This window comes from Peribacillus sp. TE19612, from assembly GCF_056279465.1.
This window is the reverse complement of sequence record NZ_JBWCCL010000015.1, coordinates 1-16,894: the sequence shown is the minus strand read 5'-3', so window position 1 is coordinate 16,894 and position 16,894 is coordinate 1. Positions and strand designations below refer to the sequence as shown.

Here is a 16,894-nt window from a genome sequence, read left to right as displayed (position 1 = left end):
TATTCTTTCCATTACGCTCATATAGTGAAATACATATCAGGTCAGAAATGGGGATAAATATGGTCAAAAAATGGGTGCTTCCTCTAGTAATCATCATGTCACTTGCCATTGGAGCAGTCGGGGGCATATATTGGACAAGCCTTCCGGCCAAGAATGAAGCAAAGGATGAAAGCCAAGAAATATCGAAGGATAAGGAATGGGCAAAAGTGGAACAAGCTTACGGCTTGATCGTAAGTCAGTATGTAGAACAGGTGGACGGCTCCAACCTGGTGGAGGGTGCCATCCAAGGCATGCTGTCAGCGCTGAAAGATCCTTATTCCGTATATATGGACAAGGAGACCGCTAAGCAATTCAATGAAACCCTGGACTCCTCTTTTGAAGGGATCGGGACTGAAATCGGAATGGAAGATGGTAAGGTCATAATTGTTTCTCCTTACAAAGACTCGCCTGCTGAAAAAGCTGGATTAAAGCCGAAAGATCAAATCCTCAAGGTGAATGGTGAAAGTGTAGAAGGGTTGGATCTGTATGAAACACGCCTGAAAATCCGCGGCGAAAAAGGATCACCCGTCAAAATGGAAATAAAGCGGGCAGGGATTGATAATCCACTTGAATTCAATATGGTGCGTGCCGAAATTCCATTGGATACCGTATTTTCATCAATTAAGGAAGTCGGCGGAGAACAAATCGGTTATATCGAGTTGACCACATTCTCGGAAAATACTGCAAGTGATTTCAAAAAGCAGATGAAGAAGCTGGAAAAGATGGGAATCAAGGGCTTGGTCATAGATGTACGCGGCAATCCAGGCGGCCTTCTTTCCAGTGTGGAAACGATTCTTGGCGAGTTCATCACAAAAGACAAGCCCTATTTGCAAATTGCAGAAAGAACGGGGGAAACACAATCGTTTTTCACAAGCCTTAAGAAAGCGAAAAGTTATCCCATTGCCGTCTTGACGGATAAAGGCAGCGCCTCAGCCTCGGAAATCCTGGCTGGCGCCATGCAAGAGGCGGGAGGCTATCCATTGGTTGGCGAGAAGACCTTCGGGAAAGGCACAGTACAGCAAGCTGTACCAATGGGTGATGGCAGTAAGATTAAACTTACGTTATATAAGTGGTTGACTCCATCAGGGAACTGGATCCACAAAAAAGGGATCGAACCGACGATCAAAGTCAAACAACCGGAGTATTTTGATGCCCATCAGCTGGCCATTGAGAAGGTGTTGGAGCGGGATATGAATGATGAACAAATCCAGTATGCCCAAAGCATTCTGAAAGGACTCGGATTTGAACCGGGGCGTGAGGATGGATATTTTGATTGGAGTACAGAAATTGCAGTAAAGGCATTCCAAAAACAATTCGGCCTGGATGTGACCGGTAAGCTGGATGCTAAAACCGCAGCGCATCTGGAATCCGCCATTCTGGAAAAGATCCAGGATGAAGATAATGATATCCAGTTACGCACAGCTTTGAATTATTTAGTGAAGTAATTTGATGGCATCGTTCCCCTTGGAGCGGTGCCTCTTTTGCATTTAATCGTTCCTTGCCTGCTAACTTGAGATAAACCTACTTTTTCTGCATCTTAATAGGCATGGAGGCTACATTTTTGATAGAATAGGGGGTAACTGACCAGAACGAAATTTGACAAAACTTTGATTACTTTTGAGGATGGTGGAAAGAAATTGACAACGGATTGGCTGATTGCATGTTTAATGGGATTAGGAAAACTTTTCCTTCACCCTTTGCTTTATGTTTCGATTGCCTATTGCTTATTCATCGGCTATCTTCGCGTTAAACGGGAACGCCATGATTTTACTACGAAGATCTACAGTTTTTCCATGGAGCTGCGTTCCATGCTGCCCCAAGGATTGGTATGGGGATTGATCCTTTCCTTCCTCACGCTGGCTATCGGACTCGCCATTCCTTTGGCGGCACTGTCCATCATGGCAGTGGTTACGGTTTTGGCGATGCTATCCATGAAAAAGAGGTTTGTTTCCCCCGTTTATACAATGGGGCTCACTTTCTTTATCCTGTTCTTTCTATATGATAGAGATATCGAGCTAACGTTATTTCAGGATGCCCTTAATCAACTGGATCGGTCCGTATATCCGACACTTGTTATTTTAATGGGGTTATTACTGATTGCTGAAGGGTTTTTGATTGTTGCTAATGGAAGTAAAAAGGTCTCTCCTCACTTGGAGGTATCCAAAAGGGGGCAGCCGATAGGTGTGTATGTTTCACAGCGAGTCTGGCTAATTCCCATGTTCGTTATGATTCCTGGAGGACAACTTCCAGCACCTTTCGAATGGTATCCGGTTTTTACAATCGGGGACATGTCCCTGTCGCCGATCGTACTGCCCATTTTAATCGGGTTTAAGCAAAAAGTTCATGGGACGCTCCCTGAACTGGCCATTAAGGCGCAAGGCAAAAAGGTAGGGGCATTGGGAATTGTGATTACGGTATTGGCGACAGTTGGTTACTGGTACCCTCCATTGGCAATCATAACGGTTGTTTTGGCAATCCTTGGCCGTGAATTCCTGCATCATTCCCAAAAGGCAATGGATCAAAAGCTTCCTTTTTATTTTTCGAAAAGTAAGCTGGGTGTCCAGATCTTAGGCGTTATCCCTCAATCTCCGGCAGATAAAATGGGGTTGCAAAAAGGCGAGGTCATTTCGAAAATAAATGGGGTCGTCGTCAGGGAAGAAGAAGAGTTATACAGGGCGCTACAAATAAACCGGGCACATTGCAAGCTCGAGGTCATCGATAATAATGAACAGATTCGTTTTGTGCAAAGAGCTCTATTTGACGGGGAGCATTACGAACTGGGGCTCTTGTTCGTTGACGATCAATTGAAGGAAAGCGGACAAGTGGGTTAATGACATAAAATAAAAAGGCCTTTCTCGAATTATATCGGGAAAGGCCTTTTTCAATGGAAACGTGTTATTACTTTTCAAGCATGATTTTTTCTATATCTTCCAGCATTTTATTGGCTGCAATTACTCCGCCAGCTGTATTCCATGTTGCGTCGCTAACCTCATGGGCATTTCCGTTTTTGACTGCATCAAGGTTTTTCCAAAGTGGATCATTCGTCCATTCTTTTGCTGTGCTTAGGGCTTGTTTGTCGCCTTCAGGAGCGTAAGTGAAGTAGAAGAGAATATCTCCATCCATTTTAGGGATGACTTCTTTTCCAACCTCAATGGCAAGGTTGCCTAATTTATTATCTGCAGTGAAAAGTTCCTTCTGTTGTTCTGCACGTTTAAATCCTAATTGATCGAAAATCACTCCAGAGAATGAATCTGTGTAATAAATACGAGTAGTTCCAGCCATGAAACGAACAATGGAAACTTCTTGATTTACTTTATCACCCAATTTAGCTTTAAGATCTTCAGTGTTTTTATCGAATTCCGCAATTACATCGTTACCTTTTTCTTCAAGGTTCAAGGCTTTTGCATATAGTTTAAAGTTTTCTTTCCAATCTCCTCTTAGCGTTTCCGAGAAAACGGTAGGGGCGATTGCATTTAATTTATCATAAACAGCTTCTTGGCGTATCTTGCTTCCGATAATCAAGTCAGGCTTCAGTGATGCGATTTTCTCTAAATTAACTTCATGTTCAACACCAACAACTTCGACCCCATCCATATCATCTTTAATATGGTCGTACCAAGGGTCACCAAGCCATGATTGAACGGCACCAACAGGTTTAATTCCTAAAGCGATCAATGCTTCAGTACCTTCATTTGTTAAAACGACGACTCTTTTAGGCGTTTCTTTCAACTCGGCAGTGCCCATGGCATGCTCAACTTTGTAGCTTTTCTCATCTTTCTTGTCTTCAGCTTTATTTCCATCGGCCTTTTCATCCGAATTCCCGCAAGCTGCTAAAAGGAAGACTGCAAATATTGTAAAAATCGTTAATAAAGACTTAAATCTAAACATCTATGTATCCCTCCCAATTTGTCAGCAAATGATAATCATTCGCACTTAACAGCATCATCATAAAATGAATATACTTTTCTGTCAATATATAATTGAAAATGATTCTCAAATTCGTTGACATAATCCTGTTAACGCCAGTACAATTGAATTAAATACTGATATACAAACGTGATTGGAAAGGTAACTGGATATGTTATTAAAAAATTCATGGCAGAAATGGATGGGGCTGTTCATTACCATTCTTTTGCTGCTGTTTTTACTGTGCTCAAGCATTATATACGGTTATACGGATACAACATGGAAAATGGCCATCAATGCTTTTGCCGATTTCAATGGGACGAATGAACACATTGTCATTCAATCAGTCAGACTTCCGCGTGCCCTGATCGCTTCGGCCATCGGTGCAAGTTTAGCCATCTCGGGGGTTTTGATGCAAACGCTAACTAAAAACCCCCTCGCCTCCCCTGATATATTCGGCGTCAATGCCGGGGCGGGATTGGCGGTGGTCACAGGTGTCACCGTTTTTGGGATAAGCAATCTTCAAGTATTCACATGGCTGTCATTCCTAGGGGCCGCCATAGCCGCGATAAGCATATATTTGATTGGAGGCATGGGACGCGGCGGCTTGACACCGATGAAGCTGACATTGGCCGGTGCAGCCATGACGGCGATGGTAGCTTCCCTTACACAAGGTCTTCTTGTTTCTAATGAGGCTCTTTTAGAGCAAGTCCTATTCTGGCTTGCCGGGTCCGTTTCAGGTAGAAGCCTGGACAATTTAGTTGCCGTCCTGCCTTATCTTATCGCAGGCTGGGGCCTTGCCCTGATCATGTCCGGTAAAATGAATGTGTTATCCATGGGTGAAGATGTTGCAAAAGGTCTTGGACTGAATATAGCATTCCTTAAACTGGTCCTGGGGCTGGCAATCATCCTGCTTGCTGGCGGATCAGTAGCGGTTGCGGGTCCGATTGGCTTTATAGGAATCGTCGTTCCGCATCTTACCCGTTCTATAGTAGGCATCGATCATCGCTGGTTGATTCCCTTCTCTGGACTTTTCGGGGCGGTGCTTTTGATTGCAGCCGATGTCATATCCAGGTATATCCTGATGCCTCGAGAAGTTCCGGTTGGAGTCATGACAGCCATTATCGGGACCCCATTCTTTATTTATATAGCTAGAAAGGGGTTCAGCGGTCGATGAAGTCATATAAGAGCTTTCGTTTGTTTAATGAAAAAATATCATTCTTGATCAATAAAAAAGCCATGATCGTGATTTTCATATTATTTTTAGTCACTTCACTAGTGTTTGTAATCAGTACTGGAGTGGGTGAAATGAATATAAATCCGCTAAGTGTTCTCCAGGTCTTTATCGGAGGGGGGACGGAGAGCGACCGGCTTATTATCCAATCTTTCCGCCTGCCTAGAATAATTGTTGCCCTGTTGGTAGGGATGGGCCTTGCTGTAGCTGGGGGAATCCTTCAAGGGATGATTCGAAATCCACTTGCTTCACCTGATATCTTGGGGATTACGGGAGGAGCGACTGTAGCGGTCGTTGGATTCTTGGCCATTTTTAGCGATAAGAACCATTCATTAACGGTGAGCATCAATTGGCTGCCGTTAGCTGCCTTCATTGGGGCGACAGTCGTGGCCTTACTTGTTTATTCATTAGCCTGGAAAAATGGGGTTCCCCCGATCAGGCTTGTGTTGATCGGGATTGGGGTGATGGCTTTAATGAAGGCGCTCACTACGATGATGATGATTCTTGGCCCCGTCTATCAAGCGAGCCAGGCAAACCTTTGGATCACCGGGTCAGTGTCCACCTCCACCTGGAATAATATCGCTGTACTGGCACCATGGACGATTTTATTCCTGTTAATCGCCTTCCTGTATGCCAGAAATATTAATTTACAGGAGCTAGGGGATGACCTGGCAACGGGGCTTGGGGGACATGTCCAAAAACAGCGGTTTACATTATTGATGATCAGTACAGCCTTGATTGGCGGTTCCACAGCTTTTGCTGGGGGAATAGGATTTGTGGGATTAATGGCACCGCACATGGCCAGAAGGCTGGTTGGTTCTAGTTTTGGAGTGTTACTGCCTACCTCGGCTTTGCTTGGCGGCATCCTGGTTATGGTGGCGGATTTGATTGGACGGACCTTATTCTCACCTTTGGAAATACCGGCTGGTGTCTTCACAGCGAGCATCGGGGCACCATACTTCATTTATTTACTATATAAAACGAGGAATTCGTAATTCCGGTACATGCAAAAAAAAGCAGTCATCCTAGGGATGGCTGCTTCTTTATTTCTTTAAGCTTCTTTAGCTGCTTCGATTTCGATGGTAAGCGTGATTTGATCGCCAATCAGTACGCCGCCTGTTTCTAATGCCGCATTATATGTTAGACCATAATCACTGCGTTTGACTTTCCCTTTTCCGCTAAAGCCTGCTTTTTCATTTCCCCATGGATCTTTCCCTTGGCCTTCAAAGGTGATGTTGAAAGTTTCTTCTTGTGTGACTCCGTTAAGAGTCACATTTCCAGTTACATCGTATTCATCTTCATCCGTTTTCACGATTTTTGTTGATTTGAATGTTAATGTAGGGTTTTTTTCTACATCAAAGAAGTCAGCGGAACGCAAGTGATTGTCCCTGTCTGCATTGCGTGTGTCGATACTAGCCACATCAACGGTAAAATCAATCTCTGCAGTCGTTAGATCCGATGGGTTTGCTAGAATGCTTGCCTCGAACTTATTAAAACTTCCTTTTACTTTAGCGATCATCATATGTTTTACGGAAAACTCAATAGCGCTGTGAGTCGGGTCGACTATCCATTTTGTATTTGTCATATTTATTCCTCCTGATTATTAATCTTGAATTTATATATCTTTAATTTGAGATATCTTAACTTAACGTAATTATAAGAGCTGAAAGCAATAGTGTCAACTGAAATTTTTCCTTAATTTTGAAAACATGAAAAACCCTGTGCATTTATGGGGCACAGGGTCTTTTATGAGAAGAGTAAAGCGGACATCTTTATTAATTGGCCTGTTCTTTCTCTTCTTGGTTGGTCACTTTACCCGGCCAAAAGGCACGGCGGCCAAGGAGGGAGGTGATTGCAGGAACAAGGAACGGGCGCACAATGAATGTGTCCATTAACACTCCAAGGGCGGTAATGAGCCCGAATTGGACCAATACTTGAATCGGAAGTGTGGCTAGAACGGAAAAAGTGGCTGCCAAGATTATTCCGGCGGAGGTGATGACACCGCTAGTTTCGGCAACGCCCTTTCTGATGGCCTGCTTGATTGGTATCGTTTCTTTCTTACGCCAAATGCTTGAAACCATGAAAATGTTATAATCTTCTCCAAGTGCGACAAGGAATACGAAAGAATAAAGTGGAATTGTCCCCTCTATCGCATCGACACCCATGAAATAGTGCAGGATTATCCAACCTAAGCCCATAGCTGCAAAGAATGAGAGAATGACTGTCCCCATTAAATACACCATGGCTGTCACAGATCGCAAGTAGGCTAAAAGGAGCAAGGAAATCAGGACGATGATGATCGGGATGATCATGAATTCATCGGATTTGACAGTATCCCTTTTATCGAATTGAGTCGCAGTCTGCCCGCCAACCCAAACCTTTTCATCAACGGAAGATATATTGGCGGCCTTCAATTCTTTCTCCGCCATTGTGCGGATTTCCGGAATGGAATCTATGGCCTCGATATCATATGGGTTGATGTTGAATGTGACCTCATAGGATTGCAGATCTTTATTCGATTTACTTGTGACGGGATCGGCAACAGTTTCAACAATATCCATCCCTTTTAATGCCGGTGCTAAATCAATTTCTTCACCAGCCGTATCGACAACCACTGTCGCCGGTGCCAGTTCGCCCGGTGAGTACGAGTCGGAAATGACAGAATAGCCTTCACGGGAGTTCATATCTTCAGGGAAGGAAGAGAGAATATCATATGAATATTTTATTTGTGAAGAATATCCAGCTAAAACACTGAAGATGATCAGGCATGTAAGAATGACGGTCCATGGCTTGGTTGTGACGATATGGCCAATCCAGTTACCGATGCGGCCTTCTTTATGCTTTTTGGCTGCTTTTCCCTTTTTCTTGGCCCGTGCTTCTTCCATTTCAGGTGTACGCGGGACGATTGGGAAGAAGGAAGCCCTTCCGAATACAGAAAGCAATGCCGGTACAAGTGTTAAAGCTGCCAGCATCATGATTAAAATCGACAAGCTGAATGGTACAGCGAAACGGTGGTAGGCTCCGTATTTGGCTACAAGCAATGTTAGCAGGGAGATGACGATCGTTAGCCCGCTCATCGCAATGGCGCCTGATGAATCTTTAAATGCGGCAATCATGGCTTTCCGTTTGCTTTCATGATTCCTTAATTCACTTCTATAGTGAGAAATTAAAAATAGACAATAATCCGTTCCGGCACCGAATAATAATACGGTCATGATTGAAATGGCCTGTGAATCGACTGTAATCCAACCATGATCTGCCATGAAGCCAAGGATCGGGCTTGTGACAATATAGGCGAAGCCTACTCCGATTAAAGGAATTATGGCTAAAAGCGGAGAGCGGTAAATGAGTAATAATACGACAAGTACAAGTATTACTGTCGCTAAAAGCAATTTGAAATCAGCACCTGAAAATAAACCCGTTGCATCGACTGATATCCCTACAGGGCCTGTCACTCGAAGGGATAATTCATCTGAATCGGTCGGGACGTTGAATGGGTCCGTTCTAATGCGCTCCGTTACTGCTTCATTAATGCTTTCAAGATTTTTTTCGAGAATTTCAGTCTCGGTATTTTCTTTAAAGAAAAGCGGCTGTACGAAAGTCGTTCCATCTTCTGAAACCGATCCTTTAAGAGCAGGAAACGGAATTTCATGAAGCGGCGGTAAGAAAGATTGCTGTGTTAATGGGTTATCTGTCAGTTCCTTGGAAAGATACTGGATTTCAGCCAAGTCGGCCTCTGTCAGTCCACCTTCCCGATGCCATGTAAGCAGGGCAGGTATTCCAGAGGAATTTGGAAACTCTTCTTTAATAAGTTCATCAGCCACGACAGAAGGCGAGTCTTCTGGCAAGTCTGAGGCATTATTTGCTGTTCGATCATTAACGGCAGGCAATGTAAAGGTTAATGCGATTGCTGCAAATATCCATGCGGCAATGACAACCCAACGACTGGTTTTTCCGGTCATCATCCTGCCAAGTCTTCCTATTATTGATTCGTCCAATGAAGGCACCCCGCTTTTTAAATTTTTTATCCTCATTTCATTATAGTGGTGTGATGTTGACTTATACAAAAATGGGTATGCTCACTCCAAATACTAAATGCTTCAAGTCGTTAATGGCATGAAAATAGGCTCATCGATATATAGGGGAAAAGTACTTATTTACCTAATTTCAATTAAATTTTGAAGATTGAAGAGTTAAATATAGGGAATGGGGGAAAGTATAGTATTATTGTGGCTTTTATTAACAAAGGAGGGATTTTTTTGTCTAATAAATCCAAAAAAACAAATGATGAAACGAATGAAACATTAACGAATAGGCAAGGACACCCGGTAACGAATAACCAGAGTCTGAGAACTGTAGGGAACAGAGGTCCTAGTACACTTGAGAACTATGATTTTTTGGAAAAGATCAGCCACTTCGATAGGGAGCGCATCCCTGAACGGGTTGTACATGCCCGCGGTGCAGGTGCGCATGGTTATTTCGTTCCGACCGGTAAAGCGGGGGACGAGCCGATTTCAAAATATACGAGAGCGAAGGTTTTTCAGGAAGAAGGTAAAAAAACCCCGGTATTCGTGAGATTTTCATCTGTTATTCATGGAGGGACGTCCCCGGAAACGTTACGTGACCCAAGGGGATTTGCCGTTAAATTTTATACGGAAGATGGAAACTGGGATCTTGTAGGCAATAACCTGAAAATTTTCTTTATCCGTGATGCCATGAAATTCCCGGATTTGATTCATGCATTCAAACCGGATCCGGTCACGAATATTCAGGACGGCAGGAGGATTTTCGATTTTTGCTCGAGTTCGCCTGAAACATTCCATATGGTTACCTTTGTGTTTTCTCCATGGGGCATCCCAGCTAACTACCGCATGATGCAAGGATCAGGGGTCAATACTTATAAATGGGTGAATGAGGAAGGGAAAGCAGTGCTCGTCAAGTATCATTGGGAACCGAAACAAGGAATCAAGAACCTGACGCAGCAAGAGGCCAATGAAATTCAAGCTACGAATTTCAATCATGCCACACAGGATCTATATGAAGCGATCGAACGCGGGGACTATCCGGAATGGGATCTCAACGTACAGATCATGAGTGATGATGATCATCCTGAGTTGGATTTCGATCCGCTGGATGATACGAAGATCTGGCCGAAAGATGAGTTCCCATGGCTGCATGTCGGTACGATGGTATTGAATAAAAACCCTGAAGACTATTTCACTGAAGTCGAACAGGCTGCATTCGGTACCGGTGTCCTAGTGGATGGACTGGATTTTTCTGATGACAAGATGTTACAGGGACGTACATTCTCTTATTCCGATACACAGCGTCACCGTGTTGGCGCGAATTATTTGCAACTGCCGATCAATGCTCCAAAGAAACGAACTGCCACGAATCAGACTGGCGGACAGATGCAATATGAAGTTGGCAGAGGCAGCCAAAGCCCCCACATCAACTACGAACCATCCACTGTCGGCGGCTTGAAGGAAGCCAATCAAACGGGTAAAGAGTATACACCTATGGTGGAAGGGAAACTTGTCCGTGAGACAATCGATCGCCAAAACAATACGAAACAGGCCGGGGAAACGTTCCGGGAATTCGAGGATTGGGAAAAAGACGATTTAATTTCCAATTTAGTGGCGGCATTGGCTCCTGCCGACAAGCGCATTCAGGAAAAAATGATAGCACTTGCCGAAGAGGCCGATGAAGAGTATGGCCGCAGGTTGAAAGAGGGACTGGCCGCGGCATCTGAACATACGGAATCTTCAAAACCACTGGGTGGGACGGATAACCCTGAGGACGCCGTTAGAAAAGGGCATGAAGCGGATCCGTATTGATTGAACTGAAAAGAAGCGAACTTCCTTATAAAGGGGTTTGCCTCTTTTTTTTATTGGGCATAATTGATGGATGTGTGGATGCTCTTCCAAGGATGCCTTGAAAATCAAGCAGGAAATTGATTGGCAAAAAACTTCATAATCATTTAAACTGAAACTACTCTATTTTTCTCTTATAAAGGAGATGAAAAAATGATTAAAATTCTTTCTGCCCTTTTCCTTCCTTGTCTACTTGTCATGCTATTTTCAAGAGTCACCTATAACAATGTCGTAGGCCTTGTTTTAACTGTTGCCTTGATTACAGCTTCCGCATATAAAGGTTATACGCATACAAACTTATTGATCATCGTCGATGCCTTATCCCTGACAGTGGGTTTTTGGTTATCAAAAAGAATGATGAAACGTACATCCAAGAGCGCCTGACATCAAAGGTGCTTTTTTTGTACTCAAACTAGTCATTCCCCTCAACACATCATGAAGTTCATTAAAACAAAAATCGAATGGACGTTCGCTTATTGCTGGTTTGTTTTAAGGCAATTGTGGTAGAATGTGTATATATGCTTTATTAAACCGGAATAAATAGAAGGGATATAGGCATGTCCCGTTTTCATATAAAAATATTTCAATAGGAGGCCATGCTTGGTGAAGGATAAGTTTGAGTTAGTCTCAAAATACTCTCCTCAAGGAGATCAGCCGGCAGCAATTGAAATGCTGGTCGAAGGGATTAAGGAAGGCAAGGAAATGCAGACGTTATTGGGGGCAACGGGTACAGGAAAAACGTTCACCGTTTCCAATGTGATCCAAAAGATCAATAAACCGACTCTTGTCATTGCCCACAATAAAACGTTGGCAGGGCAGCTTTACAGTGAGTTCAAAGAGTTCTTCCCTAATAATGCCGTCGAATACTTCGTTAGCTATTATGATTACTACCAGCCAGAGGCTTATGTTCCATCCACGGATACATTCATCGAAAAAGATGCAAGCATCAATGATGAAATCGATAAACTGCGTCACTCGGCCACATCATCATTGTTCGAAAGGAAAGATGTCATCATCATTGCCAGTGTTTCGTGCATATATGGACTCGGTTCTCCTGAAGAGTACCGGGAGATGGTCGTTTCCCTCCGAACTGGCATGGAAATAGACCGGAATGCCTTGCTGCACAGACTCGTGGATATTCAATATGAGAGGAATGATATTGCTTTCCAACGGGGGACCTTCCGCGTTCGCGGCGACGTCGTCGAAATTTTCCCGGCCTCTCGTGATGAACATTGTGTACGGGTCGAGTTTTTCGGGGATGAGATTGACCGTATCCGTGAAGTTGATGCCCTGACCGGTGAAATTACCGGTGAACGGGAACATATCGCCATTTTCCCGGCTTCCCACTTCGTAACCCGCGAAGAGAAAATGCGGATAGCCATTCAAAATATCGAAACGGAACTGGAAGAGAGACTGAAGGAATTAAGGGAAGATGAAAAGCTCCTTGAAGCACAGCGCTTGGAGCAGCGGACCCGCTATGATTTGGAAATGATGCGGGAAATGGGCTTTTGTTCAGGTATCGAGAACTATTCCCGCCATTTGACGCTTCGTCCCTCAGGTGCGACACCATACACTTTAATAGATTACTTTCCAGAGGATTTCCTATTGGTCGTGGATGAATCACATGTAACCCTTTCGCAAATCCGCGGAATGTTCAATGGAGATCAGGCGCGGAAGCAAGTGCTCGTCGACCATGGCTTCCGTCTGCCGTCTGCGAAAGATAACCGCCCGCTAAGGTTTGAAGAATTTGAAAAAAAGGTCCATCAATCCATATTCGTTTCGGCAACTCCGGGACCATATGAACTCGAACATACACCAGAAATGGTTCAGCAAATCATCCGTCCTACCGGATTGCTGGATCCGACGGTAGAAGTGCGACCGATTGAAGGGCAGATAGATGACCTGATCGGTGAAATACAGGAGCGCGTCAAAAAGAACGAGCGTGTGCTCATAACGACCTTGACGAAAAAGATGTCTGAAGATTTAACTGATTATTTAAAGGAAATCGGCATCAAGGTCCAATATCTTCATTCGGAAGTGAAGACCTTGGAAAGGATAGAAATCATCCGGGAACTCCGAATGGGCAAATATGATGTACTCGTTGGAATCAACCTTTTAAGGGAAGGTCTGGATATTCCGGAAGTGTCGTTAGTGACCATTCTGGATGCCGATAAGGAAGGGTTCCTTCGCTCGGAACGTTCGCTTATTCAAACGATGGGCCGTGCAGCCCGTAATGCCAACGGCCATGTCATCATGTATGCAGACCGCATCACGAATTCGATGGAACTTGCCATCAATGAAACGAGGCGGCGCCGTGAAATCCAGGAGAAGTATAATGAAGAGCATGGAATAATGCCTCAAACCATTCAAAAGGATATCCGTGACTCCATAAGGGCGACGCATGTAGCCGAAGAAGGCGAAGAGTATAAGGAAGATCTTGCACCAAGCCTTGCGAAGCTCCCTAAAAAAGAGCGTTTAAAAGTGATGGCAAGCATGGAAAAAGAAATGAAGGAAGCGGCAAAGGCACTGGACTTCGAGCGAGCTGCCGAGCTGCGTGATTTATTACTAGAGTTAAAAGCGGAAGGGTGACGAAACATGGCAATGGATAAAATTGTGATAAAAGGCGCCAGGGCCAACAATTTAAAGAATATTGATATCACGATACCGAGAGACAAACTTGTTGTGCTGACCGGATTATCCGGATCTGGAAAGTCTTCCTTGGCTTTTGATACGATTTATGCAGAAGGGCAAAGACGTTATGTAGAATCACTGTCCGCTTATGCTCGTCAATTCTTAGGCCAAGTGGATAAACCGGATGTCGATGCGATCGAAGGTTTGTCACCAGCCATTTCCATAGACCAGAAAACGACCAGTCGGAATCCTCGTTCAACCGTAGGGACTGTTACGGAGATCTATGATTATTTAAGGCTGTTATTTGCACGGGTCGGCAGGCCGACCTGTCCGATCCATAATATTGAAATCACCTCACAAACGATCGAACAAATGGTGGACCGCATTCTTGATTACCCTGAGAGAACCAAGCTTCAGGTATTGGCACCGCTCGTCTCAGGCAGAAAAGGGACACATGCGAAAGTTTTGGAGGATGTTAAGAAACAAGGTTATGTCCGCATTCGTGTGAACGGGGAAATGCATGATCTCAGTGAGGAAATCACTCTCGAAAAAAATAAGAAACATTCGATTGAAGTCATCATTGACCGGATCGTTATTAAAGAGGGGATCATGGCCAGGCTTGCAGATTCATTGGAAAGTGCTTTGCAGCTTGGCGAAGGCAAAGTCATCATTGACGTAATGGGTGAGGAAGAGCTGCTTTTCAGTGAACATCATGCTTGTCCATACTGCGGATTTTCGATTGAAGAGTTAGAGCCGAGGATGTTTTCCTTCAATAGCCCGTTCGGGGCCTGCCCGGATTGTGATGGCTTGGGGGCGAGGCTTGAGGTGGACCGTGATCTCGTCATCCCGAATAACGAATTAAGCCTCCGTCAACATGCGATTGCGCCATGGGAGCCGACGAGTTCTCAATATTATCCTCAGCTCCTTGAAGCGGTGGCCAACCATTATGGAATAGATATGGATGTGCCCGTTAAAGACTTACCGGAAGAGAAGATGGATAAGGTCTTGCTTGGTTCAGGTAAAGATAAGATATATTTCCGTTATAAAAATGATTTTGGAAGAGTGCAAGAAGGCTATATTCCTTTTGAAGGAGTTTTAAGAAACATCGAAAGGCGCTTCAAGGAGACGAGTTCAGACTATATTCGTGAGCAAATGCAGAAATACATGTCAGAACATCACTGTCCAACCTGTAAGGGTCATCGATTGAAGAAAGAGAGTCTTTCCGTGCTCATTCAAGGGGTCCATATAAGTGAAACGACAGCTTTATCAGTGGAAGATGCGTTGGTATTTTTCGATGAGCTTGATTTGACTGAAAAGGAAGCGGCAATTGCGAGATTGATTTTACGTGAAATTCGTGAGCGGCTCGGTTTCCTGGCTAATGTAGGTTTGGAATATTTGACGTTGAGCAGGGCAGCGGGAACATTATCCGGCGGTGAAGCGCAGCGTATAAGATTGGCGACGCAGATCGGTTCCCGTTTAACGGGAGTCCTCTATATTTTGGATGAACCTTCAATAGGGCTGCATCAGAGGGATAACGATCGATTGATCGAAACATTGAAGAATATGCGCGAAATCGGGAACACCCTGATTGTTGTCGAGCATGATGAAGATACGATGATTGCTGCGGACTATTTGATCGATGTTGGTCCAGGTGCTGGAGCGCATGGAGGAGAAATAGTGGCTGCTGGTACTCCGGAAGAGGTCATGAATGATCCTAAATCCTTAACGGGTCAATATTTGGCAGGGAAGAAATTCATTCCATTGCCATTGGAACGCCGGAAAAATGATGGCCGTGTCATTGAGATAAAAGGTGCCAAGGAAAATAATCTGAAAAACGTTAATGTCAAATTCCCGCTTGGGGTCTTCACAGCCGTTACAGGAGTCTCCGGTTCAGGGAAAAGTACTTTAGTGAATGAGATCCTCCATAAATCTTTGGCTCAAAAGCTGAATCGGGCAAAAGCCAGACCAGGCGATTTCCGAGAGATTAAGGGCGTTGAGCATTTAGATAAAGTCATTGATATTGACCAATCACCAATTGGCAGGACCCCACGATCGAATCCAGCTACCTATACGGGTGTATTCGATGATGTTCGTGACGTATTTGCCTCGACTAATGAAGCGAAGATACGCGGTTATAAAAAGGGCAGGTTCAGTTTCAATGTGAAGGGCGGCCGCTGTGAAGCATGCCGTGGTGATGGCATTATCAAGATTGAAATGCATTTTCTCCCAGACGTATATGTCCCATGTGAAATCTGTCATGGTAAGCGTTATAACCGAGAAACACTTGAAGTGAAATATAAAGGGAAAAACATATCCGACATCCTCGATATGACAGTCGAGGAAGGCGTTAGTTTCTTTGAAAATATCCCAAAAATCAAACGGAAGCTACAAACGATTTATGACGTTGGTTTGGGTTACATCAAGCTTGGACAGCCTGCCACCACTTTATCAGGCGGTGAAGCGCAAAGGGTGAAACTCGCTTCTGAATTGCATCGCCGTTCCACTGGGCGCTCATTTTATATCTTGGATGAACCGACTACCGGACTTCATGTCCACGATATAGCAAGGCTGCTCCAGGTGCTGCAGCGGCTGGTTGACAATGGGGATACAGTTTTGGTGATCGAACATAATCTGGATGTCATCAAGACGGCGGACCATATTATTGACCTGGGACCGGAAGGCGGAGATAAGGGCGGTACGATCGTCACTTATGGAACACCTGAAAAAATATGTGAAGTTTCTGAATCGTATACGGGAAAATACTTAAAACCAGTACTTACCCGTGATCAAATTCGTATGGAAAATTGGATTGAAGAAAAAGAAACGGAGCATGAACATGCTTAAAAGAACAAGCCGTCAGGCTTGTTAAGGTTTTAGACAAAAGGGTTCGGAACGGTCTAATGCCGAACCATGATTTTAAAACAAGACTAGATTATCCTTAATGGTTTTTTACAGTAATCCTTATTGGATTGAAGAAATTTGCGACACTCCTGCCGAATAACTGGCTAGCCAATACCCCACAGCCGCTTGCAGTGAGGAGGCTTGGCAGACAGTCGGCGAGGAGCGGATTTCTGAAATCAATTGGAACGTTTTTAAATAAAAACTGCAGGCAAACTTGAACTGCCCCGTAAATGTTAGACACCAAACTAACATTTACGGGGTGTTTTTTATGGCTAATTTTTCTGCCGAACAGAAAATATTCATTGTACGA

Annotated in this window: 12 protein-coding genes; 8 read left to right on the top strand and 4 right to left on the bottom strand. The window is 44.2% G+C overall.

Going from position 1 to position 16,894, the window contains the following annotated elements:
- Positions 1-59 precede the first annotated feature (59 nt).
- Positions 60-1,484: a S41 family peptidase gene (locus ACZ9AO_RS22155; protein WP_476110489.1), complete on the top strand. Its 1,425-nt coding sequence runs from the start codon at positions 60-62 to the stop codon at positions 1,482-1,484.
- A 192-nt stretch (positions 1,485-1,676) separates the two neighbouring features.
- Positions 1,677-2,870, top strand: coding sequence for a PDZ domain-containing protein (locus ACZ9AO_RS22150; RefSeq protein WP_476110488.1), 1,194 nt, complete (start codon positions 1,677-1,679; stop codon positions 2,868-2,870).
- Positions 2,871-2,937: 67 nt separating this feature from the next.
- Here the strand turns inward: ACZ9AO_RS22150 and ACZ9AO_RS22145 are convergent, their stop codons facing one another.
- Complete coding sequence (locus ACZ9AO_RS22145) at positions 2,938-3,927, bottom strand: ABC transporter substrate-binding protein (protein WP_161922094.1); 990 nt, start codon at positions 3,925-3,927, stop codon at positions 2,938-2,940.
- 190 nt (positions 3,928-4,117) lie between these two features.
- Here ACZ9AO_RS22145 and ACZ9AO_RS22140 point away from each other — a divergent pair, with 190 nt between their 5' ends.
- Positions 4,118-5,122, top strand: coding sequence for a FecCD family ABC transporter permease (locus ACZ9AO_RS22140; RefSeq protein ID WP_476110485.1), 1,005 nt, complete (start codon positions 4,118-4,120; stop codon positions 5,120-5,122).
- Positions 5,119-6,174: a FecCD family ABC transporter permease gene (locus tag ACZ9AO_RS22135; protein WP_476110483.1), complete on the top strand. Its 1,056-nt coding sequence runs from the start codon at positions 5,119-5,121 to the stop codon at positions 6,172-6,174. Before ACZ9AO_RS22140 ends, ACZ9AO_RS22135 begins: the two co-directional genes overlap by 4 nt.
- A gap of 56 nt (positions 6,175-6,230) precedes the next feature.
- Here ACZ9AO_RS22135 and ACZ9AO_RS22130 read toward each other — a convergent pair whose 3' ends face one another.
- Both ACZ9AO_RS22130 and ACZ9AO_RS22125 read right to left on the bottom strand, forming a co-directional pair.
- Positions 6,231-6,764 carry a YceI family protein gene (locus ACZ9AO_RS22130; protein WP_048684074.1) on the bottom strand — a complete coding sequence of 178 codons (534 nt, stop codon included), beginning with the start codon at positions 6,762-6,764 and terminating at the stop codon, positions 6,231-6,233.
- A 190-nt stretch (positions 6,765-6,954) separates the two neighbouring features.
- Positions 6,955-9,177, bottom strand: a complete 2,223-nt coding sequence (locus ACZ9AO_RS22125) for an MMPL family transporter (RefSeq protein WP_476110481.1) — start codon at positions 9,175-9,177, stop codon at positions 6,955-6,957.
- A 261-nt stretch (positions 9,178-9,438) separates the two neighbouring features.
- On the opposite strand from ACZ9AO_RS22125, the gene ACZ9AO_RS22120 reads away from it, so the two are divergent.
- From ACZ9AO_RS22120 to uvrA, 4 genes are all read left to right on the top strand, one after another.
- Complete coding sequence (locus ACZ9AO_RS22120) at positions 9,439-11,016, top strand: catalase (protein ID WP_476110479.1); 1,578 nt, start codon at positions 9,439-9,441, stop codon at positions 11,014-11,016.
- 189 nt (positions 11,017-11,205) lie between these two features.
- Positions 11,206-11,436, top strand: a complete 231-nt coding sequence (locus ACZ9AO_RS22115; protein ID WP_034309928.1) for a CsbA family protein — start codon at positions 11,206-11,208, stop codon at positions 11,434-11,436.
- A 219-nt stretch (positions 11,437-11,655) separates the two neighbouring features.
- Positions 11,656-13,641 (top strand): excinuclease ABC subunit UvrB, encoded by a 1,986-nt coding sequence (gene uvrB, locus ACZ9AO_RS22110; protein ID WP_034311616.1) that lies wholly within the window; start codon positions 11,656-11,658, stop codon positions 13,639-13,641.
- Positions 13,642-13,647: 6 nt separating this feature from the next.
- Entirely contained in the window at positions 13,648-16,527 is a 2,880-nt protein-coding gene (gene uvrA / locus ACZ9AO_RS22105; RefSeq protein ID WP_034309930.1) for an excinuclease ABC subunit UvrA, read from the top strand.
- Between the two features lie 94 nt (positions 16,528-16,621).
- Here uvrA and ACZ9AO_RS22100 read toward each other — a convergent pair.
- A partial coding sequence (locus ACZ9AO_RS22100; RefSeq protein ID WP_476110477.1) for a hypothetical protein occupies positions 16,622-16,894 on the bottom strand: 273 nt, incomplete at its 5' end.

Excerpts from the sequence above, each read along its gene's own strand:
- uvrA (WP_034309930.1), top strand. The coding sequence starts at position 13,648 with ATGGCAATGGATAAAATTGTGATAAAAGGCGCCAGGGCCAACAATTTA.
- ACZ9AO_RS22155 (WP_476110489.1), top strand. The coding sequence starts at position 60 with ATGGTCAAAAAATGGGTGCTTCCTCTAGTAATCATCATGTCACTTGCC.
- ACZ9AO_RS22140 (WP_476110485.1), top strand. The coding sequence starts at position 4,118 with ATGTTATTAAAAAATTCATGGCAGAAATGGATGGGGCTGTTCATTACC.
- ACZ9AO_RS22135 (WP_476110483.1), top strand. The coding sequence starts at position 5,119 with ATGAAGTCATATAAGAGCTTTCGTTTGTTTAATGAAAAAATATCATTC.
- ACZ9AO_RS22115 (WP_034309928.1), top strand. The coding sequence starts at position 11,206 with ATGATTAAAATTCTTTCTGCCCTTTTCCTTCCTTGTCTACTTGTCATG.
- ACZ9AO_RS22145 (WP_161922094.1), bottom strand. The coding sequence starts at position 3,927 with ATGTTTAGATTTAAGTCTTTATTAACGATTTTTACAATATTTGCAGTC.
- ACZ9AO_RS22130 (WP_048684074.1), bottom strand. The coding sequence starts at position 6,764 with ATGACAAATACAAAATGGATAGTCGACCCGACTCACAGCGCTATTGAG.